The 20,307-nt window shown below is 38.8% G+C and carries 15 protein-coding genes and 8 pseudogenes; 20 read left to right on the top strand and 3 right to left on the bottom strand.

The features are described 5' to 3' along the window. Positions 1-9 precede the first annotated feature (9 nt). From macP to QMQ21_RS08010, 18 genes and pseudogenes are all read left to right on the top strand, one after another. The gene (macP, locus tag QMQ21_RS08085) at positions 10-324 is read left to right on the top strand and encodes a cell wall synthase accessory phosphoprotein MacP (protein ID WP_000517867.1); all 315 of its coding nucleotides are present in this window, start codon (positions 10-12) and stop codon (positions 322-324) included. Positions 325-340: 16 nt separating this feature from the next. After that, positions 341-1,033 (top strand): 5'-methylthioadenosine/adenosylhomocysteine nucleosidase, encoded by a 693-nt coding sequence (locus tag QMQ21_RS08080; protein WP_000689793.1) that lies wholly within the window; start codon positions 341-343, stop codon positions 1,031-1,033. A gap of 76 nt (positions 1,034-1,109) precedes the next feature. Then, positions 1,110-1,601, top strand: coding sequence for a chromosome segregation protein RocS (gene rocS, locus QMQ21_RS08075; RefSeq protein ID WP_000021242.1), 492 nt, complete (start codon positions 1,110-1,112; stop codon positions 1,599-1,601). 84 nt (positions 1,602-1,685) lie between these two features. After that, positions 1,686-1,889 carry a hypothetical protein gene (locus tag QMQ21_RS08070; RefSeq protein ID WP_000693056.1) on the top strand — a complete coding sequence of 68 codons (204 nt, stop codon included), beginning with the start codon at positions 1,686-1,688 and terminating at the stop codon, positions 1,887-1,889. A 12-nt stretch (positions 1,890-1,901) separates the two neighbouring features. Further along, the gene (locus QMQ21_RS08065) at positions 1,902-2,492 is read left to right on the top strand and encodes a 3'-5' exonuclease (RefSeq protein ID WP_000440243.1); all 591 of its coding nucleotides are present in this window, start codon (positions 1,902-1,904) and stop codon (positions 2,490-2,492) included. A gap of 8 nt (positions 2,493-2,500) precedes the next feature. After that, a pseudogene (locus QMQ21_RS08060) lies at positions 2,501-4,296 on the top strand (glycerophosphoryl diester phosphodiesterase membrane domain-containing protein). Positions 4,297-4,693: 397 nt separating this feature from the next. Next, positions 4,694-5,434 carry a YSIRK-type signal peptide-containing protein gene (locus QMQ21_RS08055; RefSeq protein WP_261814224.1) on the top strand — a complete coding sequence of 247 codons (741 nt, stop codon included), beginning with the start codon at positions 4,694-4,696 and terminating at the stop codon, positions 5,432-5,434. 116 nt (positions 5,435-5,550) lie between these two features. Beyond that, the gene (locus tag QMQ21_RS08050; RefSeq protein WP_261814223.1) at positions 5,551-5,985 is read left to right on the top strand and encodes a hypothetical protein; all 435 of its coding nucleotides are present in this window, start codon (positions 5,551-5,553) and stop codon (positions 5,983-5,985) included. Between the two features lie 709 nt (positions 5,986-6,694). After that, a pseudogene (locus tag QMQ21_RS08045) lies at positions 6,695-6,898 on the top strand (hypothetical protein); the annotation flags it as partial. A 27-nt stretch (positions 6,899-6,925) separates the two neighbouring features. Then, positions 6,926-7,342: an EGFR-like transmembrane domain-containing protein gene (locus QMQ21_RS08040; protein ID WP_025170644.1), complete on the top strand. Its 417-nt coding sequence runs from the start codon at positions 6,926-6,928 to the stop codon at positions 7,340-7,342. A gap of 229 nt (positions 7,343-7,571) precedes the next feature. Then, entirely contained in the window at positions 7,572-8,279 is a 708-nt protein-coding gene (ccdA2, locus tag QMQ21_RS08035; RefSeq protein WP_014017248.1) for a thiol-disulfide oxidoreductase-associated membrane protein CcdA2, read from the top strand. An 11-nt stretch (positions 8,280-8,290) separates the two neighbouring features. Further along, positions 8,291-8,848, top strand: coding sequence for a thiol-disulfide oxidoreductase-associated lipoprotein SdbB (sdbB, locus tag QMQ21_RS08030; RefSeq protein WP_000757366.1), 558 nt, complete (start codon positions 8,291-8,293; stop codon positions 8,846-8,848). A gap of 124 nt (positions 8,849-8,972) precedes the next feature. Further along, a complete protein-coding gene (locus QMQ21_RS08025) occupies positions 8,973-10,364 on the top strand; it encodes an APC family permease (protein WP_001020307.1) in 1,392 nt (463 codons plus the stop codon). A gap of 142 nt (positions 10,365-10,506) precedes the next feature. Beyond that, a pseudogene (adcAII, locus tag QMQ21_RS08020) lies at positions 10,507-11,423 on the top strand (zinc-binding lipoprotein AdcAII). 7 nt (positions 11,424-11,430) lie between these two features. Then, positions 11,431-12,966: a pneumococcal-type histidine triad protein gene (locus tag QMQ21_RS19475; RefSeq protein ID WP_261814221.1), complete on the top strand. Its 1,536-nt coding sequence runs from the start codon at positions 11,431-11,433 to the stop codon at positions 12,964-12,966. After that, positions 12,932-13,093 carry a pneumococcal-type histidine triad protein gene (locus QMQ21_RS19470; RefSeq protein WP_261814220.1) on the top strand — a complete coding sequence of 54 codons (162 nt, stop codon included), beginning with the start codon at positions 12,932-12,934 and terminating at the stop codon, positions 13,091-13,093. Before QMQ21_RS19475 ends, QMQ21_RS19470 begins: the two co-directional genes overlap by 35 nt. Next, on the top strand, positions 13,090-14,520 hold the full coding sequence (locus QMQ21_RS19465; RefSeq protein ID WP_261814219.1) for a pneumococcal-type histidine triad protein: 1,431 nt from the start codon (positions 13,090-13,092) through the stop codon (positions 14,518-14,520). Before QMQ21_RS19470 ends, QMQ21_RS19465 begins: the two co-directional genes overlap by 4 nt. 318 nt (positions 14,521-14,838) lie before the next feature. Then, positions 14,839-16,254 (top strand): annotated as a pseudogene (locus tag QMQ21_RS08010) (pneumococcal-type histidine triad protein); the annotation flags it as partial. 289 nt (positions 16,255-16,543) lie between these two features. On the opposite strand, the pseudogene QMQ21_RS08005 reads toward QMQ21_RS08010, so the two are convergent. Continuing rightward, positions 16,544-16,708 (bottom strand): annotated as a pseudogene (locus tag QMQ21_RS08005) (IS110 family RNA-guided transposase); the annotation flags it as partial. Between QMQ21_RS08005 and QMQ21_RS08000 the strand changes: the two are divergent. Continuing rightward, positions 16,706-17,359: pseudogene (locus QMQ21_RS08000) on the top strand (pneumococcal-type histidine triad protein); the annotation flags it as partial. The pseudogenes QMQ21_RS08005 and QMQ21_RS08000 overlap by 3 nt on opposite strands. A gap of 35 nt (positions 17,360-17,394) precedes the next feature. Here the strand turns inward: QMQ21_RS08000 and pepT are convergent. Then, positions 17,395-18,620, bottom strand: a pseudogene (pepT, locus tag QMQ21_RS07995) (peptidase T). A 153-nt stretch (positions 18,621-18,773) separates the two neighbouring features. Between pepT and hemH the strand changes: the two are divergent. Then, positions 18,774-19,868 carry a ferrochelatase gene (gene hemH, locus QMQ21_RS07990; protein WP_054388323.1) on the top strand — a complete coding sequence of 365 codons (1,095 nt, stop codon included), beginning with the start codon at positions 18,774-18,776 and terminating at the stop codon, positions 19,866-19,868. A gap of 45 nt (positions 19,869-19,913) precedes the next feature. Here the strand turns inward: hemH and mscL are convergent. Further along, positions 19,914-20,290, bottom strand: a pseudogene (gene mscL, locus QMQ21_RS07985) (large conductance mechanosensitive channel protein MscL). Positions 20,291-20,307: the final 17 nt, after the last annotated feature.

Here is a 20,307-nt window from a genome sequence, read left to right as displayed (position 1 = left end):
GAGGTCAGTATGGGTAAACCTTTATTAACGGATGAAATGATTGAAAGAGCTAATAGAGGCGAAAAAATTTCAGGTCCTCCTTTGCTAGATGATAATGAGGAGACTAAGATTTTACCAACCTCTTCTTCCCGTTTTGGTTATGCCAATCCTAAGGGACATGGCTTTAGTCAGGAAACCTTGAAGATTCAGGTTGAACCATCTATTCATAAAAGTCGTCGCATTGAAAATACCAAGAGAAATGTCTTCAATTCTAAGTTGAATAAGATTTTATTTGCAGTCATCTTTCTCTTGATTTTGCTTGTCTTAGCAATGAAACTTTTGTAATAGAAAAGGAATTGAAATGAAAATAGGAATTATTGCAGCTATGCCAGAAGAACTAGCTTATTTGGTCCAGCATTTAGAAAATGCCCAAGAGCAAGTTGTCTTAGGAAATACCTATCATAAAGGCACCATTGCTTCTCATGAAGTCGTTCTTGTAGAGAGTGGAATTGGTAAGGTCATGTCTGCTATGAGTGTGGCGATTTTGGCTGATCATTTTCAAGTGGATGCTTTGATTAACACGGGATCAGCTGGGGCAGTAGCAGAAGGTATCGCTGTTGGGGATGTCGTGATTGCTGACAAATTAGCCTATCATGATGTGGATGTCACAGCTTTTGGCTATGCTTATGGACAAATGGCGCAACAACCGCTTTATTTCGAATCAGATAAAACCTTTGTTGCCAAAATCCAAGAGAGTTTATCTCAATTGGACCAGAACTGGCATCTTGGTTTGATTGCTACAGGAGATAGTTTTGTTGCAGGAAATGATAAGATAGAAGCGATTAAGTCCCATTTCCCAGAAGTTTTAGCAGTTGAGATGGAAGGAGCAGCTATTGCTCAGGCAGCGCATGCCCTTAATCTCCCAGTTTTAGTCATTCGAGCTATGAGTGACAATGCCAACAATGAAGCAAACATCTCTTTTGATGAGTTTATTATCGAAGCTGGACGTCGCTCTGCCCAAGTCTTGTTAGCCTTTTTGAAGGCTTTAGATTAAGCGGAAATTTGACAGTTTTTCTAGCTTATGATAAGATTTAAGTAAAGAAAAGCTAGAAAACGTTTCAGAGGATATTATGAGTATTGAAATGACCGTCAGTGAGATTGCAGAGGTCTTAGGATTATCTCGCCAAGCAATCAATAACCGTGTCAAAGAATTACCAGAAGAAGACACAGATAAAAATGACAAAGGGGTAACAGTTGTTACCAGAAGTGGCTTGATTAAGCTAGAAGAAATCTATAAAAAAACGATTTTTGAAGATGAGCCTGTCAGTGAAGATGTCAAGCAACGTGAACTGATGGAGATTCTGGTTGATGAGAAGAATGCAGAAATTCTTCGTCTCTATGAACAATTAAAAGCCAAGGATCGTCAGTTATCAGAAAAAGACGAGCAGATGCGTATCAAAGACCGTCAGATTGCTGAGAAAGACAAACAACTCGATCAGCAGCAACAATTGACCCTTCAAGCCATGAAGGATCAAGAAAATCTTAAGCTAGAGCTGGACCAAGCAAAAGAAGAAGTCCAATCCACTAAGAAAGGATTTTTTGCTCGTTTATTTGGAGGATAATCAAGGAGCTGTTTAGGTTACATGCTAACCTGATGGCTTCTTTTATTTCTAATCTAAATAGTATAGTTGCTCAAGTAATACTCAATGAAAATCAAAGAGCAAACTAGGAAGCTAGCCGCAGGCTGCTCAAAGCACTGCTTTGAGGTTGTAGATAAGACTGACGAAGTCAGCTCAAAACATGTTTTTGAGGTTGCGGATAAAACTGACGAAGTCAGTAACTATATCTACGGCAAGGCGAAGCTGACGCGGTTTGAAGAGATTTTCGAAGAGTATAAAATAACAGTATAGGAGAGGTAGAAAATGGAACGATTAGAAGATTACATTGCTTTTGACTTAGAATTTAATCAGCACGAAGGACAAACACACTTGATTCAAGTATCGGCAGTGCGTTTTAGAGATGGTCAGGAAATCGATGCCTATGATTCCTATGTCCATACTAGTGTGCCTCTAAAGAGTTTTATCAATGGTTTGACTGGGATTACAGCTGAGACATTAAAAGATGCCCCTCCAGTGGAGGAAGTCATACAAGAATTCCAAGAGTTTGTGGGTGCTTTGCTGATGATAGGCTACAATGCTGCTAAAAGTGATTTACCTATTTTAGCAGAGCATGGTTTAGACTATAGCCAACAGTACAAGGTGGATTTGTATGATGAAGCTTTTGAACGTCGGAGTTCAGATTTACATGGTATTGCCAATCTCAAATTGCAAACTGTTGCCTCATTTCTTGGATTTCAAGGTCAGTCTCATAATAGTTTAGAGGATGCTCGGATGACGGCGCGTGTTTACGAATCCTTCTTAGAGTCGGATCAAGCTAGGGAATTGTTAGAGACAGAAAGTAGCTTATCAAACAATCCTTTTGGTGGCTTGGACTTGTCTCAATTATTTGACTAGGAGTGCCTATGAAACCTGAAAAACCTAAAAAATTGGGTCTTAAACAGATTTACCTCAATCTTGATAAAATCCTCTTTCTCTTTTTCTTGATTTTTATGATAGTGGAGTATTTGTGGGTACCATTCAATTCATGGTTGGCTAGCTTCTTATTAGATCAGACAGGTTATCTTTTTATTTCCTATAACAATGTCTTAGCCATCCTTACTCATTCTCCATTGATTAGTCTAGCTTTTTTAGCCTTGATTGTAATTAACCTTCTGGTTGCTTATTTTCAAATAGGACTCCTCTTTATTGGTGCTCGTCATCTCCTCTATAATGAAAAGCGAAGGCTAATTGAGTATATCCGCAAGGTTTTCCATGAAAGTTTTGGATTTATGAAAAAGCTAACTTGCGCTAAAGCCTTGTTTATCTTTTTCTATATAGCTATGCTTTTTCCTTTTATACGGAAAATGCTGAAGATTTATTATCTTAATAAAATCGTCATTCCAGAGTTTATCCAAGCTTATTTAGAAGATAAATATTGGATGTGGTGGCTGAGCATCCTACTTCTATCTCTTATCTTTCTCTATGTCTCTGTCAGATTGATGTTTGCCCTTCCGAAGATTGTATATGATCAGCTGACTGTTCGAGAAGCAGTGATGTTTAGCTTGGAGAAAACCAAGAAGAGAGTTACTTTTTATGCTTGGAATTTATTTTACATCTTGCTCAAAGCACATTTATTATTTTATCTTCCTTTGATTCCTTTATTATTGGCTCAAACTTTGGTAGATGATATCACTCAGAGAGAGTCTCTGATTCTTGGTATTTTGAATTTTGTCGTGATTAAAAATCTCTATTATATGGCTCTGACTTATTTTTTGGTTAAATTTGTTTCATTTTTGACAGGAAAGGAGCTGGATATGCTTCCTCGGAGAGAAAAGATCACATCATGCGATGGGGAGTCATGACTTGTGCCAGTCTTTTCTTTGCCTTAGAAGGTTATATTTATCTGGAGGCTCCCATGGTTCATCTACCTCAGCTTATTTCTCACCGAGGGGTTTCCAATGCAAATGGGATTCAAAATACAGTAGAGTCCTTGGAAACTACAGCACAACTCAAACCAGACTTGGTGGAGACGGACGTGCAGGAAACAAAAGATGGGCAGTTTGTCATGATACATGATGCTAACTTGAAAAATCTAGCAGGTATCAATAAAAGTCCTCAAGACTTAAACTTGGAGGAGCTTAAAGGGATTGATATTTTTGAAAATGGCTACCAGACTAAAATTTCAAGCTTTGAAGATTATCTCAGTCGAGCCAACGAACTTGGTCAAAAATTACTAATTGAAATTAAAACCAGTAAAAAAGATAGTCCAGACATGATGGACCGCTTTTTAGCCCGTTATGCTGCAAAGCTCAAGATTTATGGACATCAAATCCAGTCTTTAGACTACCATGTTGTCGAAAAAGTAAGACAGTATGATGCCGAACTGCCAGTTTATTTCATCATGCCCTACAATTCTGTCTTTCCTAAAACAAGGGCGACAGGATATACTATGGAGTACTCAACCTTGGATGAATATTTTGTAAGCAAACTATGGACAACGGATCAGAAACTTTATGTTTGGACTGTCAATGATTCAGAAGCTATCAGCAAATCTCTTCACTTAGGAGTAGATGGAGTGATTACAGATGATTTGGAAAAAGTTCAGCGGGAAATAGAAGTAGCCCAAGAAGATCCAGAATATACGGATTTGCTCTTGAAAAAAGCTCTGGAATTTTTGAATTTTAGTAATAAAAAAGAGGAACAACTATTCCTTCCGTGATAGGTAAGTATTTTTCGGAGAGCCTGTTTTTTTATTTGCTGAGTCTAGGATAGTTCTTGCTGGCGATAGATAGCAAGACGAACAGCTTCTTTTGAATGTCATATAAATTTAAAATTTCTGAAAATAACGAAAAATATACTAAATTTACAAATAAGGAGCCTCTAAATCCTTTAAAATAAGAAATATATATATATATATATAATCATCGATTTTCTAAAACAAAGTGAGGTTGAAGGAAGGGAACTAAGTTGATATAATGAAGTATTAGTAGACAATGGGCCTTTTTGTCATTTGTTTAAGATGAAAAAAGGTCATGTTTTCCTGTTTTTATTGCGAGTTGATGCCTGCATGAACATGGCTAGAGGAGCAAAGACAGGGTAGAAAGAAAGGAAAAACTATGAAACAGTTTAAAATGAATGAGCGTCAACGCTTTTCTATACGCAAGTTTTCAATTGGAGCAGTCTCAGTCTTGCTAGGGTCTGTCTTTTTTATAGCTAATCCAGCGACAGAAGTCCAGGCGGCGGAAGTAAATACAGAAGTGGTCAGTCAGGATGGAAATGGCAACACTGGGAATCCATCTGTCTTACCGCCATCAGATACAAGCAATCAAAATCTTAACGTAGAACAAGAAGGAGCTAAACCAAACACTCAAGAGACAGAGAAAAAAGAGCCAGGAACTTCATCTAAAGATAGTGAAGGAAAAGCTAAGTCAACAGTAGAGAATAAAGGTGATGAAAAAGTTGATGGTGTAGTTAAACCTGTATCTGGTGAATTATCTACTGTGTCCGAGGTAGAAAAAGATAAAAAAGAAGTACAACCAGAGTTGGAAGAAAAATCCTCAATTATCAAAGAAGAAGCTAATAGAGAAGATAAGATAGATCAATCTCAAGAAGAAGATGGGGATCAGTTATATGATAAATTGATAGATGCATCTAAAAGATTGAAAGAATCCAATCCTGAGTCGGCAGCAGCTTTTAAAAACTTAGCAGATACTATCAACGAAAAGTTAGGACTTTCAGACGACGGAAAGATTTCTGGAGAACTTGTCGAAAAAGCTCACAAGTTACTAGATGGTAATCAAGTGATGATGTCAAAAAATGATAGGAGGAAAATTCTGAGGAAAGAGGAGTTCATGTAAGAAAAAGACGGAATATAGCAGGATTAACAATTGGGAGATGGAATGCAGTACGTAAACAAATAGAAGTTTCTAATATACTAGTAGTACCAGGTGGAGATAGAGTATTTGGTAATATTTTGAAAATTAGTGCTAAATCAAATCATGAGAAAATTACTAGCATATCTGTAACTGGTCATGAAAACATGGGGTTAAAGGTCGAATCTTCTGTCAATGGGAGTGAAGCATCTTTGACTTTCGACGGAATTACTCCGCGCAGGGGTCAGTATTTATTGAATGTAACAGTAACTACTTCAAGCGGTAGTCAGACGACACAATTTGGATACTATCTCCCTTTTCAGAAGCCGACTATTAATACACCAAATGATAGTACAGATGCAAGTGTCCCGAGCTTAGCAGGTAAAGCTAATGAAAAACCTAATATTGATGTGACAATTCCTTATGTTCCTAAATTACCTAATGGCGCAAAGATGAAAGTATATTTGGTAACCGGAGGTTCGGATATTTCTAATTATGGAGGGAGTACGGATGGATTAGCTTATCCAAGGTTATAATATACTTGCCTCTAAAGATATATCTCCTAATAATGATGGGGATGGTTCTGCACGCCAAATTACTATTACCCAGTCTGATTATAAGTCTGGAGTTAATAAGATAGGAACAGATAAATTTAGAGCACTCACTGTTATCGAAGTAAATAATAACGTAAACGATGGTAATCCACGAGAACGTGGTTCCTGGTTTAGTGATGAAAGAAGAGCGACAGCACCAGTAGCTAAAGAAGCAACACCTGAAAAACCAACAGTTGCCTCTAGCGAAGCGAATGCCAATGTAACGGTAACACCAAGTGCGAATGCAGACCATGTAGAAATTAGCATTGGAAGCGACAAAGTTGTAGCTACGAAATCAGGGTCAAGCTGGAGCCTAACACCAACAAAATCAGGTGTCAGCATTGATGGAGTAAGTGGTGTTGTTACAATTTCCCATAATGCGGCTAGTGCAGGAACTCAAGTAAGTGCGACAGCTAAACATGGTAATAGTGAAGTTAGTGCTTCTTCAACACCAGTCAGCTTGCCATCAAAACGATATTATCCAATTCCCGATTCGTATAACGTAACATCGCAACCATCTACTCCTACTCAGCCAGACCAAGGAGCTACTGAGACTCCAACAGCTCCATCTGAGCCAGCTCCACAACCGTCTCAACCAACTGCTTCGGGTCAACCTGCAAGTCCTGCTCCAGCTCCGACTCAAGCACCTAGAGCGGCAGCAAGTCCTTCAGTTAGCTCAACGAGCACGCAAGCTCCAGCTCAAGAGCAAGTTGACAAGTCTGAACTTCGTGCCTTGACTCAAGAGTTAGACCAACGCTTGAAAGCTTTGGCAACAGTATCTAATCCGAAAATCGATGCAGCCAAGGCGGTCCTCCTAGATGCTCAAAAAGCTCTGGAAGATAGTGCCTTGACAGAGCAAGGTCTACGTACTGCAGTAGAGTCTGTGAAGGCTGCCTTGGACTCTCTCAAAGATGTGAAAGCAAATGCTAGCGACAGCAAGCCTGCACAGGACAAGAAAGATGCCAAACAAGGAACGGAAGATAGTAAGGATTCAGATAAGATGACTGAAACAAACTCAGTTCCAGCAGGAGTGATTGTAGTCGGTCTACTCGCCCTTCTAGGTGTGATTGCCTTCTGGTTGGTTCGCCGTAAGAAAGAGTCAGAAATCCAGCAATTAAGCACGGAATTGACAAAAGTTCTTGGACAGCTAGATGCAGAAAAAGTAGATAAAAAAGTCCTTGCTAAAGCCCAAAACCTTCTCCAAGAAACCCTTGATTTCGTGAAAGAGGAAAATGGCTCAGCAGAGACAGAAGCTAAACTAGTAGAGGAGCTTAAAGTAATCCTTGCCAAACTCAAGTAAAACTTGATTTATGAAATGTCGATCTAAAAGACATTTTCGTTCACAAAAGCAGCGACGAGTAACCCTTGTCGTTGCTTTTTGGCTATTTTGGGGGATAAGATCCGCCTTGACTAGCAAAAGAAAAGATTGGTCCAGTAGTGCCCGATACGATTTTGCGTAGCAGAAAGCATACAAATGAAATTGAATATAGTAAAATAGGATTAGAAATCTTAAGAAAGTTGGTTCTTTATTGGAAACGATAGTATTTTCAATTTCCGTTTTTTTAGCAGGGGTCTTGTCCTTCTTTTCTCCCTGTATTTTTCCTCTTCTGCCAGTCTATGCTGGGATTTTATTGGATGATCAGGAAAGCGCAAAAAGCTTTTCTTTATTTGGGAGAAAGGTTCTCTGGTCAGGCTTGATTCGAACACTTTGCTTTATCGCAGGTATTTCACTCATTTTCTTTATTCTAGGCTTTGGTGCTGGTTACTTTGGTCATATTCTCTATGCAAATTGGTTTCGATATGTTATGGGAACAATTATTATCATTTTGGGACTTCACCAGATGGAAATTTTTCATTTTAAGAAATTAGAGGTTCAAAAAAGCTTTACTTTTAAGAAATCAGAAGCCAATCGTTATTGGTCAGCCTTTTTACTCGGTATTACCTTTAGCTTTGGTTGGACGCCTTGTATTGGTCCAGTTTTAAGTTCTGTTTTAGCGCTTGCGGCTTCTGGAGGCAATGGAGCTTGGCAAGGTGCTATCTATACTCTTATTTACACTCTGGGGATGGCTCTTCCTTTCTTGGTCTTGGCTCTAGCTTCAGGTCTAGTCATGCCTTATTTTAGTAAAATCAAACGTCATATGATGCTAATGAAGAAAATTGGTGGTTTCCTCATTATTTTAATGGGAATTTTGTTACTATTAGGACAAGTAAATGTTCTAGCTGGAATTTTTGAATAAAGGAGAAAATGATGAAAAAAGTAATGTTTGCTGGCTTAAGTCTCTTGTCATTAGTTGTATTGATAGCCTGTGGTGAGGAAGAAACTAAAAAAACTCAAGCCCCACAACAGCCAAAACAAGAAACGCCTGTACAGCAAATTGCTGTTGGGAAAGATGCTCCAGACTTCACCTTGCAATCCATGGATGGTAAAGAAGTCAAGTTATCTGATTTTAAGGGTAAAAAGGTTTACTTGAAGTTTTGGGCTTCCTGGTGTGGTCCATGTAAGAAAAGTATGCCTGAGTTGATGGAATTAGCTGCAAAACCAGATCGCGATTTTGAAATTCTTACTGTCATTGCACCAGGAATTCAAGGTGAAAAAACTGTTAATCAATTCCCACAATGGTTCCAAGAACAAGGATATAAAGATATCCCAGTTCTTTATGATACTAAAGCAACAACCTTCCAAGCTTATCAAATTCGAAGCATTCCTACAGAATACCTAATTGATAGTCAAGGAAAGATTGGAAAGATTCAATTTGGTGCTATCAGTAATGCGGATGCAGAAGCAGCATTTAAAGAAATGAACTAGAATCGATAAAAATCTGATTACAAGATGTAGTCAGATTTTTTTTTTAGAAAAATATTTTATAAATAGTCACAAATCTCCTATATTTATGGTAAAATAGAATCATCATTTTATTTGGAGAAGAAATATGAATATATTTAGAACAAAGAATGTAAGTTTGGATAAAACGGAGATGCACAGGCATTTGAAGTTATGGGATTTGATTTTGCTGGGTATCGGAGCCATGGTAGGGACAGGCATCTTTACAATTACAGGTACTGCAGCTGCCACACTTGCTGGTCCAGCCCTAGTGATTTCAATCGTCATTTCTGCCTTGTGTGTGGGATTATCAGCCCTCTTTTTTGCAGAATTTGCTTCACGAGTACCTGCTACAGGTGGTGCCTACAGTTATCTCTATGCTATTTTAGGAGAATTCCCAGCCTGGTTGGCTGGTTGGTTAACCATGATGGAGTTCATGACAGCCATATCAGGCGTAGCTTCGGGTTGGGCAGCTTATTTTAAAGGCTTGCTCTCTCAATACGGGATAGCCCTTCCTCAGCCTTTAAATGGTACCTTTAATCCTCAAGCAGGGACATTTGTTGATTTATTGCCTATTCTTGTCTTGGTCTTGGTGACCTCGCTTGTTTTACTCAATGCTAAAGCAGCCTTACGCTTTAATTCTATTCTAGTTATTTTGAAATTCTCGGCTTTAGCTCTCTTTGTTTTAGTAGGAATTTGGCATATCAAACTTGATAATTGGAGTAATTTTGCTCCTTATGGTTTTGGACAAATCTATGGTGCTAGTACTGGTATTATGGCTGGTGCCTCCTTGATGTTCTTCGGTTTTTTGGGATTTGAATCCATCTCTATGGCTGTAGATGAGGTCAAGACTCCTCAAAAAAATATTCCTAGAGGGATTGTCTTATCGCTTTCTATCGTAACCATTCTCTATGCCTTGGTGACGCTTGTTTTGACTGGTGTGGTTCACTATAGTCATTTAAATGTCAATGATGCCGTTGCCTTTGCCCTTCGTAGCGTTGGGATCAGTTGGGCAGCCAACTATGTGTCATTAGTGGCTATCTTGACCTTGATTACAGTTTGTATCTCGATGACCTATGCCCTATCGCGTATGATTTACAGTTTAGCGCGCGATGGCTTAATGCCTGCCGCCTTTAAAGAACTAACGAAGACTAGCAAGGTACCAAAGAATGCTACTATTTTAACAGGTCTAGCTTCAGCAGTAGCAGCAGGAATCTTCCCGCTAGCTAGTATTGCAGCCTTCTTAAACATTTGTACCTTGGCCTACTTAATCATGCTGGCTTACGGCCTGATTCGCTTACGGAAAGAAAAAGGGATGCCAAAAGCTGGGGAATTTAAAACACCCTTGGTACCCCTGTTACCGATTTTATCAATCATCATTTGTTTATCCTTTATGTTACAGTATAATATGGAAACTTGGATTGCTTTCCTAGTTGCCTTGTTAGTAGGAAGTATTATTTACTTCACTTATGGCTATAAGCATTCTACCATAGAAGAATAAAGTAAAAGTCTGTTGAGTTGTTGAAACTCAGCAGATTTTTATATGTGAAAGAAATTTCAAATTTTTTCTAAAAATATCTTGACAGATTAAGTTTTTAGGAGTAGAATGTTTACTAGTTAATTAAACAGTTAAGGAGTTGTTCATGAAGAAACAAAATTTATTTTTAGTCTTGTTAAGTGTCTTTCTTTTATTGCTAGGAGCCTGTAGTCAAAAGGAAAGTCAGACAGGAAAGGGGATGAAAATTGTGACCAGTTTTTATCCTATCTATGCTATGGTTAAGGAAGTATCTGGTGACTTGAATGATGTTCGGATGATTCAGTCAAGTAGTGGGATTCACTCCTTTGAACCTTCGGCAAATGATATCGCAGCCATCTATGATGCAGATGTCTTTGTTTACCATTCACATACGCTCGAATCTTGGGCAGGAAGTTTAGATCCCAATCTAAAAAAATCCAAAGTGAAGGTTTTAGAGGCTTCAGAGGGAATGACTTTAGACCGCGTCCCAGGGCTAGAAGATGTAGAAGCAGGGGATGGAGTTGATGAAAAAACGCTCTATGACCCTCACACTTGGCTAGATCCTGAAAAAGCTGGCGAAGAAGCTCAGATTATCGCTGATAAGCTTTCGGAGGCGGATAGTGAGCATAAAGAAACTTACCAAAAAAATGCGCAAGCCTTTATCAAAAAAGCTCAAGAATTGACTAAGAAATTCCAGCCTAAATTTGAAAAAGCGACTCAGAAAACATTTGTAACACAACATACAGCCTTTTCTTATTTAGCTAAGCGATTTGGACTCAATCAACTTGGTATTGCAGGTATCTCTCCTAACAAGAACCAAGTCCAAGACAACTAACAGAAATTCAGGAATTTGTTAAAACCTATAAGGTTAAAACGATTTTTACAGAAAGTAACGCTTCTTCAAAAGTAGCTGAAACTCTTGTCAAATCAACAGGTGTAGGTCTTAAAACTCTGAATCCTTTAGAGGCAGACCCACAAAATGACAAGACCTATTTAGAAAATCTTGAAGAAAATATAAGTGTTCTAGCAGAAGAATTAAAGTGAGGAAAAAATGAAAATCAATAAAAAATATCTAGCAGGTTCAGTGGCAGTTCTTGCCCTAAGTGTTTGTTCCTATGAACTTGGTCGTTACCAAGCTGGTCAGGCTAAGAAAGAGTCTAATCGAGTTGCTTATATAGATGGTAATCAGGCTGGTCAAAAGGCAGAGAACTTAACACCAGATGAAGTCAGTAAGAGAGAGGGAATCAATGCTGAACAAATTGTTATCAAGATTACGGATCAAGGTTATGTGACTTCTCATGGAGACCATTATCATTACTATAATGGCAAGGTTCCTTATGATGCCATCATCAGTGAAGAGCTCCTCATGAAAGATTCGAATTATCAGTTGAAGGATTCAGACATTGTCAATGAAATCAAGGGTGGTTATGTCATTAAGGTAAACGGTAAATACTATGTTTACCTTAAAGATGCGGCCCATGCGGATAATATTCGGACAAAAGAAGAGATTAAACGTCAGAAGCAGGAACATAGTAGTAATCACGGTGGCGGTTCAAACAATCAGGCGGTAGTTGCAGCCAGAGCCCAAGGACGTTATACAACGGATGATGGTTATATCTTTAATGCCTCTGATATCATTGAAGATACAGGCGATGCCTATATTGTTCCTCATGGCAATCACTTCCACTATATTCCTAAGAGTGATTTGTCTGCCAGTGAATTAGCTGCTGCCCAAGCCTTCTTATCTGGAAAAGGCGGTCAATTAAGTACGGTTGAATATCGTTCTAGCAGGGGAGAAACAAGATCTAGTGTGAGAACGAGTCCATCTGAAACTCCTCAAAATCTTACAACAACTCCTGAGAGTCAAAATGAGGATTTAGCTAGTCTCCTTCAAGAATTGTACGCTTTGCCACTTAGCCAACGTCATGTGGAGTCTGATGGATTAGTATTTGACCCAGCACAGATTACAAAACGTACTGCAAATGGTGTGGCAGTACCTCACGGAGATCATTTCCATTTCATTCCTTATTCGCAAATGTCTGCCTTGGAAGAAAAATTGGCTCGAAATCTATCAATTGGAGGTCAGCCAGTTCAAAAGCATTCTGATAATACGAAACCAAGCAGTCCTGCGAAACCAAGTTCAGCCATTAAAGCAAACTTTAATCTCAATACGCAGGCACCGAATAGAGCAACTGGAGGAGCCTATACAACGGATGATGGGTATGTCTTTAGTCCAACAGATGTGATTGAAGATACAGGTGACGCTTTTGTTGTACCGCATGGAAATCATTTTCACTATATTCCTAAGAGTGATTTGTCTGCAGGAGAATTGGCTGCAGCCCAAGCCTATTGGAATGGGAAGCAGGGGTCTCGTCCTTCTTCAAGTTCTAGTCATAATGCAAATCCAGCTCAACCAAGCTTGTCAGAGAACCACAATTTGACTGTCACTCCAACTTATCATCAAAATCAAGGGGAAGACATTCCAAGCCTTTTACGTGAATTGTATGCTAAACCCTTATCAGAACGCCATGTAGAATCGGATGGACTAGTATTTGACCTTAAGACAAATAACAAATCGTACAGCTAATGGTGTTGCTGTACCGCACGGAGACCATTATCACTTTATCCCTTATTCACAAATGTCACCTTTGGAAGAAAAATTGGCTCGTATGATAGCTATTAAGGGACAAAATGGTGCAGTCTTGCTTGAATGAATTATTTGAAACCAGCACCAAAACCGCAAGCTCAACCATCAACTGAGAAAAAACAAACTGATTTTACAGTAGAACAGGTTGTTAGAAAAGTTGGGGAAGGATATGTTGTGGAAATTGCTGGTGTCAGTCACTATGTTTTTGCTAAAGACTTGGCTAAGGATAAGATTGATGCTATTGAAAATCTCTTGTCTAAGAAAACTCAAGAGACACATGCTCTAGTTGCTAAAAAAGAAAATGTCGCTTCTCGTGACCAAGAATTTTATGATAAAGCCTACAATCTGTTAACCCAGGCTCATAAAGCCTTGTCTGAAAATAAAGGTCGCGTTTCTGATTTCCAAACTTTAGACAAATTAGCAGAGCGCTTGAATGATGAATCTTCTAATAAAGTAAAATTGGTAGATGATTTATTGGCATTCCTAGCACCAATTACCCATCCAGAGCGACTTGGCAAACCAAATGCTCAAATTGCCTATACAGACGATGAAATTAAATTAGCGAAATTAGCAGGTAAATATACAACAGAGGATGGCTATATCTTTGATGAGCATGATATTGAAAGTGATGAAGGAAATGCCTACGTCACTCCACACTTGAACCATAGCCACTGGATTAAAAAAGACAGCTTATCTGAAGCTGAAAGAGCAGCAGCTCAGGCTTATGCTAAAGAAAAAGGCTTACAAGCTCCAAATTCTACTGAAGCAACAGAAGCAAAACCAGAGGCAACAGGGACAGAAGCTATCTATAACCGCGTAAAAGCTGAGAAAAAGGTACCATTAGAAAAAATACCGAATCATTTACAGTATACTGTAGCTGTACAAAATGGTCACTTTATAATTCCTCACTTTGATCACTATCATAACCTTAAGTTTGCATGGTTTGATGAAGGACTTTACTCAGCTCCTGAAGGCTATACCTTAGAAGATTTATTTGCGACAGTGAAATACTACGTTGAACATCCTGACCAACGTCCTCATTCAGATAATGGTTGGGGTAATGCTAGCGACCATGTTCGTAAAAATAAGGCAGACCAAAACGGTAAACCTGATGAAGATAAGGAACATGATGAAGTAAGTGAGCCAACTCATTCTGAATCTGATGAAAAAGAGAATCACGCTGGTTTAAATCCTTCAGCAGATAATCTTTATAGACCAAGCACTGATGCGGAAGAGACAGAGGAAGAAGCTGAAGATACTACAGATGAGGATGAAGTTCCACAAGTAGAGCGTTCTGTTATTGACGTTAAGATAGCAGAGGCGGAGACCTTGCTAGAAAAAGTAACAGATTCTCGTACTCGCCAAAATGCTATGGAGACATTGTCTGGTCTAAACAGCAGTCTTCTTTTCGGAACGAAAGACAGTAACACTATTTCAGCAGAATTAGATAGGCTCTTGGCTTTGTTAAAAGAGAGTCAACCGACTCCTATATAGTAGTAAAAAGAATGAAGCATATTTTATGGAGAAGTAACCTTTCGTGTTGCTTCTCTTTTTTAGAAGAAAGTAACAGAAACTTGACAGAAGTATAATAGATTGAATCTAGAATAGTACACCTTGACTTCTAAAATATTGTTAGAAATTGATTTGACTGTCCTGATTAATTTGTCCTATTCTTATTTCATTTCTCTATAATTTTAAATAGTAAACTATTTACTGGTTAATTAAATGGTTAAATAAGCGGTTTAGAAAAATTGTTTAACCGAGAAAAAGAAGTTAAGAAAAAGTTTCATCATTTATTGAAATGAGGGATTTATGAAATTCAGTAAAAAATATATAGCAGCTGGATCAGCTGTTATCGTATCCTTGAGTCTATGTGCCTATGGACAAAACCAGCATCGTTCGCAGGAAAATAAGGACAATAATCGTGTCTCTTATGTGGATGGCAGTCAGTCAAGTCAGAAAAGTGAAAACTTGACACCAGATCAGGTTAGCCAGAAAGAAGGAATTCAGGCTGAGCAAATTGTCATCAAAATTACAGATCAGGGCTATGTAACGTCACACGGTGACCACTATCATTACTATAATGGGAAAGTTCCTTATGATGCCCTCTTTAGTGAAGAACTCTTGATGAAGGATCCAAACTATCAACTTAAAGACGCTGATATTGTTAATGAGGTCAAGGGTGGCTATATCATCAAGGTCGATGGAAAATATTATGTCTACCTGAAAGATGCAGCTCATGCTGATAATGTTCGAACCAAAGATGAAATCAATCGTCAAAAACAAGAACATGTCAAAGATAATGAGAAGGTCAGCTCAGATGTCGCTGTAGCAAGGTCTCAGGGACGTTATACGACAGATGATGATTATGTCTTTAATCCAGCTGATATTATCGAAGATACGGGTGATGCTTATATCGTTCCTCACGGAGGTCACTATCACTACATTCCAAAAAGTGATTTGTCTGCTAGTGAATTAGCAGCAGCAAAAGCTCATTTAGCTGGCAAAAATACGCAACCAAGTCAGCTAAGCTATTCTTCAACAGCTAGTGATAATACTAATCAAGCTATAGAGAAAGAATCAACTAGCAAGCCAGAAAGCAAAGCTGAAAATCTCCAAAGTCTATTGAAAGAACTCTACGATTCACCTAGTGACCAACGTTACAGTGAATCAGACGGTCTGGTTTTTGACCCTGCTAAGATTATCAGTCGTACGCCAAATGGAGTTGCGATTCCGCATGGCGACCATTATCACTTTATTCCTTACAGCAAACTCTCTCCTTTAGAAGAAAAGATTGCTAGAATGGTGCCTATAGGCGGAACTGGTTCTACGGTCTCTACAAATGAAAAACCTCATGAAGCAGCGTCTAGTCTAGGAAGTCTTTCAAGTAGTCCATCTACTTTGAATCATGCCTCATTACTTACAAATAAGCCTATCTCTTCAACATCTGATGGTTATATCTTTAATCCTAAAGATATTGTCGAGGAAACAGCAACAGCTTATATTGTAAGACATGGTGATCATTTCCATTACATTCCAAAATCGACCGTAATTGGGCAACCGACTCTTCCAAACAATGGTCTAGTAGCACCTTCGCCGTCTCTTGCAGCCAATCCTAGTGTTTCACATGAGGAACATGAAGAAGGTGGACACGGCTTTGATGCCAATCGTATTATTGCTGAAGATGAATCAGGTTTTGTCATGAGTTACGGAGACCACAATCACTACATCAAGGTGCAAACTAAGGGATATGAAGTAGCCTTGAAAAACAAGATTCCAGCCCTGAAATCCAACTATCAGCCTGGGGCCTTTGATGAGAAAACAGTTTTAGCAAAAGTAGATCAACTTCTTGCTGAAAGTCGAAACGTCTATAAAGAGGATCCAATCAAACAAAGACAGATTGAGTTAGCCTTAGGACAGTTTACTGAAAGTTTGAAAAAAATAAAAGTTAGTTGATTGATTACTTCTCTAAATTTTGGGCACACTAAAAAGAGGTCTTGACACCTAAACTTTAAAATTAAAGCATATTGAATCCGTGCTGCTGTGCGAAGCGAATAGCGTCTTGGACGAACATTGTCTTATCTGGATTTCTTATTTCTGTAAGGCCTTGTAATCTTGGATTATAACTCTCCTGTTTTAGGAGTACATGGTAGATAGCAACCAATAATCTGCGACAGATAGCAAGGAAGAAGTAGAAAGTCTTTTGAACAAGGCAAATCAACTCTTGGAACAAATCCATGAAGAAGGAATCAGACAATCCTTGGCAGAAGAAGTAGAAAATCTAAAAGCTGCCACAAACAAGGCTGATGCAGACTTGGATGAAGTAAACAGTCAGGTAAAAGATGTTTTGACTCGTATCGCTAGCGCCCTTCAACAAGAAAAGGAAAATGCTGAGCAAGATTCTCAGACACTTGTACTCTATCAAAAACTCTACGATATTCTCATGTCGCTTCACTCTTATTTAGAAAGTAATAATGGTTCTGATGAGGACTTTGATAAAGTGGATGCATTACTAGATCAACTTTCTGCTAAGAGTAAAGACAAAGCAGCTTTACTTGAATTGACAAAAGCTATTCTAGTTTTGAATCACCAAATCCAGTCAAAAGCTAGCGCAAGTGAAGAAACAAGTCCAGCAAGAAATGCTGAAGCAAATGGTGATAACACCAGTGCTGAGAACCAACCAAACGCAACTACAGAATCTAACAGCGAAACTGCTAGCGACGAAAACAAAGCAAGCAACACAAGAGATTCTAAACCTGCTGAATTAACTTCAGAAAAGGGATCAACTGAATCTACAACAAGCACTGGTAATCAAGAAAAAGCAGTAGAATAAACAGAAAGGCGAAGTAGCTGAGCCACCTCGTCTTTTTAGCCTTTATAAGCTACGATGCCAATGATGGTATCAACTGCACGTTCCATAGTCTGAAGGCTAACGTATTCAAAACGTCCGTGCATATTTTCGCCACCTGCAAAGATATTCGGAGTTGGGATTCCCATAAAGGAAATCTTAGAGCCGTCTGTTCCACCTACCGGATTGGTTCGATAATAGGCGTGATACCTAGATCTTCCATAACGGCTTTAGCAACGGTAATTGGAGTCATATCTTTTTCAATGACTTCTTTCATATTGTAGTACTGGTCTGTCAAGTTGAGAGTGACACGGTTGCTCCCAAGTTCTTGATTCATCTTATCAGCGATAGATTGCATGGATGCTTTACGCGCTTCAAAGGCATCTTTTTCAAAATCACGAATGATGTAGCTTGCACGCGCCTCCTCGACACTACCAGTCACATCCATTAGATGGTAAAAACCTTGGTAACCTTCAGTTAACTCAGGTCGGTCATTTTCTGGAAGTTGATTATGAAAATCAATTGCTAGCTGAAGGGCATTGACCATCTGCCCTTTGGCAGTACCAGGGTGGACATTACGGCCTTGGAAATGCAATTCAGCACCAGCGGCTGAGAAAGTCTCGTACTGAAGTTCACCTAGTGGACCACCATCAACAGTGTAGGCAAAATCCACATCAAAATCTTCTGCATCAAATTTATTAGCACCAACACCGATTTCCTCATCTGGACCAAAACCAACACGAATCTCACAGTGTTTGATTTCAGGGTGAGCAGTCAGATATTCAATGGCAGTCATAATTTCAGCAATTCCTGACTTGTCATCAGCCCCTAGCAAGGTTGTTCCATCGGTTGTGATGAGCGTTTGTCCTGGATATTTCTCAAGACTCTTGAAGTCAGCTGGATCGAGTTTGAAACCAGAATTCCCTAGTTCAATCACACCACCATCGTAGTTTTCAATTACCTGTGGATTGACTCCTTCGGCATTAAAGTCAGCAGTATCCATGTGAGATATAAAGCCAATTTTACGTGTTAAAGACGGATCGTTGGCTGGCAAGGTTCCAATAGCAAAACCATTTGGAAGGTAGTAGACGTTTTGAAGTCCAACACGTTTCATTTCAGGGATAAGAACATTGGTTGCGAAGTCAACCTGACTCTGTGTACTTGGAGTAGTAGTAGAGTGTTCATCAGAGCGCGTGTTGACCTTAACGTAGGTCAAGAAGCGGTCCAAGAGATTTGGATAAGTCATAAAAAACTCCTTTTGAATTCATTTTTTCCATTGTATCATAGAAAGAAGAGAAAAACAAAAGACAGAAGTTAGGGCAATCTGCTATGTTAGCGTTTACTTATCAGTGGATTCATGATAAAATAAACTTGATAAAAATATCACAAGGAAGCGATTATGAAAAAAGCAATTTTAATGATGACCTTTGGTTCACCAGAAGAGATTACCTTTGAAGGTGTGGCTGATTTTTTCACAAATATTCGTCGTGGAGTGAGACCTCAAGACCATGAAATTCAAACACTCTATGATAATTATGTACGAATTGGGGGCACACCTCTGCAAAGAATTACCCGTCAAGAGGTTGCCTTGGTAGAAGCTAGGCTGGGGAATGAATACAGTGTCTACTTTGCTAATAAGTTTTCCAGTCCCTTTATTCCAGATGTGATCGGTCAAATGGAAGCAGACGGAATTGAACAGTGTATTTGTTTGATTTTGGAGCCTCATTATTCTTTCTACTCTGTCATGGGCTATGAAAAATTTTTAGAAAGCAAACAAATTCAATTTTTGGTCATTAAGGACTGGTATCAGGAAGAAGAGCTCTTAAACTATTGGGCAGATGAAATTGCTAAGATTTTAAAAGAAGAAGTAAAGCAGGATAGCTTTAAAGTCATCTTTTCAGCCCACAGTGTGCCCATTTTTGCCTTGGATTTTGGTGACCCATATATTGACCAAATTTTCGAAAATAGCAAGTTAGTCGCTGAAAAACTAGGCTTGAGTTCTGAACAATATACCAATACTTGGCAGAGTGAGAGTGATATTGGGATTCCATGGATTAAGCCAGATGTTTTGGAGTATCTCAGAGAACAGACAGAACATCCAGACCATTATATTTTTGTTCCTATCAGCTTCATTAGCGAGCATATTGAGGTCTTGTTTGATAATGATGTGGAATGTTATGACTTGTGTCAAGAATTGGGTGTGAACTACCATCGTCCACCAATGCCAAATACGGATTCTCGTTTAATTGATGCCTTGCTCAATACAGTCAGAGCCAATGAACATCAAGAGTTTAAGGAATTTCTCCTGGAAGAAGAAACCTTTGATGAATTAGTTCCTTCAGACGAGACGAAAAACATTTTGGCTGAATCTCAAGATTTACAAATGCCAGAATTTGTGAAAAAACTGATTGAGAAAAAAGGGCGGGAGAATGTTAAGATGCCTTATTTGATCAAAAAAATGCTTGAGAAAGCAGGCAAGTTACCCAAAGAGTAAAGAAAAAAGGATTTAGCTTTCTTTGCGCTAGATCCTTTTAAACGATTATTTTTTCTCAAGAAGAGCTTTGATTTCTTGAAGGACTTCCAATTCGGTTGGTTTTTTTCGTCAGTTTTTTCTTCCTTTATGCCAGTCAGTTTCTGTGCTTTTTCAATACCCTTGATAATAAAGAAGAGGGCGGTACCCACAAAGATAAAATTGATAATAGCACTTAAAAAGTTACCATAGCCGACTCCATGCCAAGAAAGTTGAGCGATACGTTCGACTTTAGCAGCTTTCAAAGCGGGATTTAAAATAAGAGGAGTGATAATGTCGTTTACAAGTGAAGTAACGATAGCACCAAAAGAAGAGGCAATGACAACACCGACAGCAAGGTCAATCACATTTCCTCGAAGCAAGAATGATTTTAGATTTTTTAACATACTGTTTTCCTTTCAAC

This window comes from Streptococcus bouchesdurhonensis (assembly GCF_948472335.1).
This window is presented reverse-complemented; position numbering and strand designations above follow the sequence as displayed.

Coding starts and splice junctions, on each gene's coding strand:
- macP (WP_000517867.1), top strand. CDS start 10: ATGGGTAAACCTTTATTAACGGATGAAATGATTGAAAGAGCTAATAGA.
- QMQ21_RS08080 (WP_000689793.1), top strand. CDS start 341: ATGAAAATAGGAATTATTGCAGCTATGCCAGAAGAACTAGCTTATTTG.
- rocS (WP_000021242.1), top strand. CDS start 1,110: ATGAGTATTGAAATGACCGTCAGTGAGATTGCAGAGGTCTTAGGATTA.
- QMQ21_RS08070 (WP_000693056.1), top strand. CDS start 1,686: ATGAAAATCAAAGAGCAAACTAGGAAGCTAGCCGCAGGCTGCTCAAAG.
- QMQ21_RS08065 (WP_000440243.1), top strand. CDS start 1,902: ATGGAACGATTAGAAGATTACATTGCTTTTGACTTAGAATTTAATCAG.
- QMQ21_RS08055 (WP_261814224.1), top strand. CDS start 4,694: ATGAAACAGTTTAAAATGAATGAGCGTCAACGCTTTTCTATACGCAAG.
- sdbB (WP_000757366.1), top strand. CDS start 8,291: ATGAAAAAAGTAATGTTTGCTGGCTTAAGTCTCTTGTCATTAGTTGTA.
- QMQ21_RS08025 (WP_001020307.1), top strand. CDS start 8,973: ATGAATATATTTAGAACAAAGAATGTAAGTTTGGATAAAACGGAGATG.
- QMQ21_RS19475 (WP_261814221.1), top strand. CDS start 11,431: ATGAAAATCAATAAAAAATATCTAGCAGGTTCAGTGGCAGTTCTTGCC.
- QMQ21_RS19465 (WP_261814219.1), top strand. CDS start 13,090: ATGAATTATTTGAAACCAGCACCAAAACCGCAAGCTCAACCATCAACT.
- hemH (WP_054388323.1), top strand. CDS start 18,774: ATGAAAAAAGCAATTTTAATGATGACCTTTGGTTCACCAGAAGAGATT.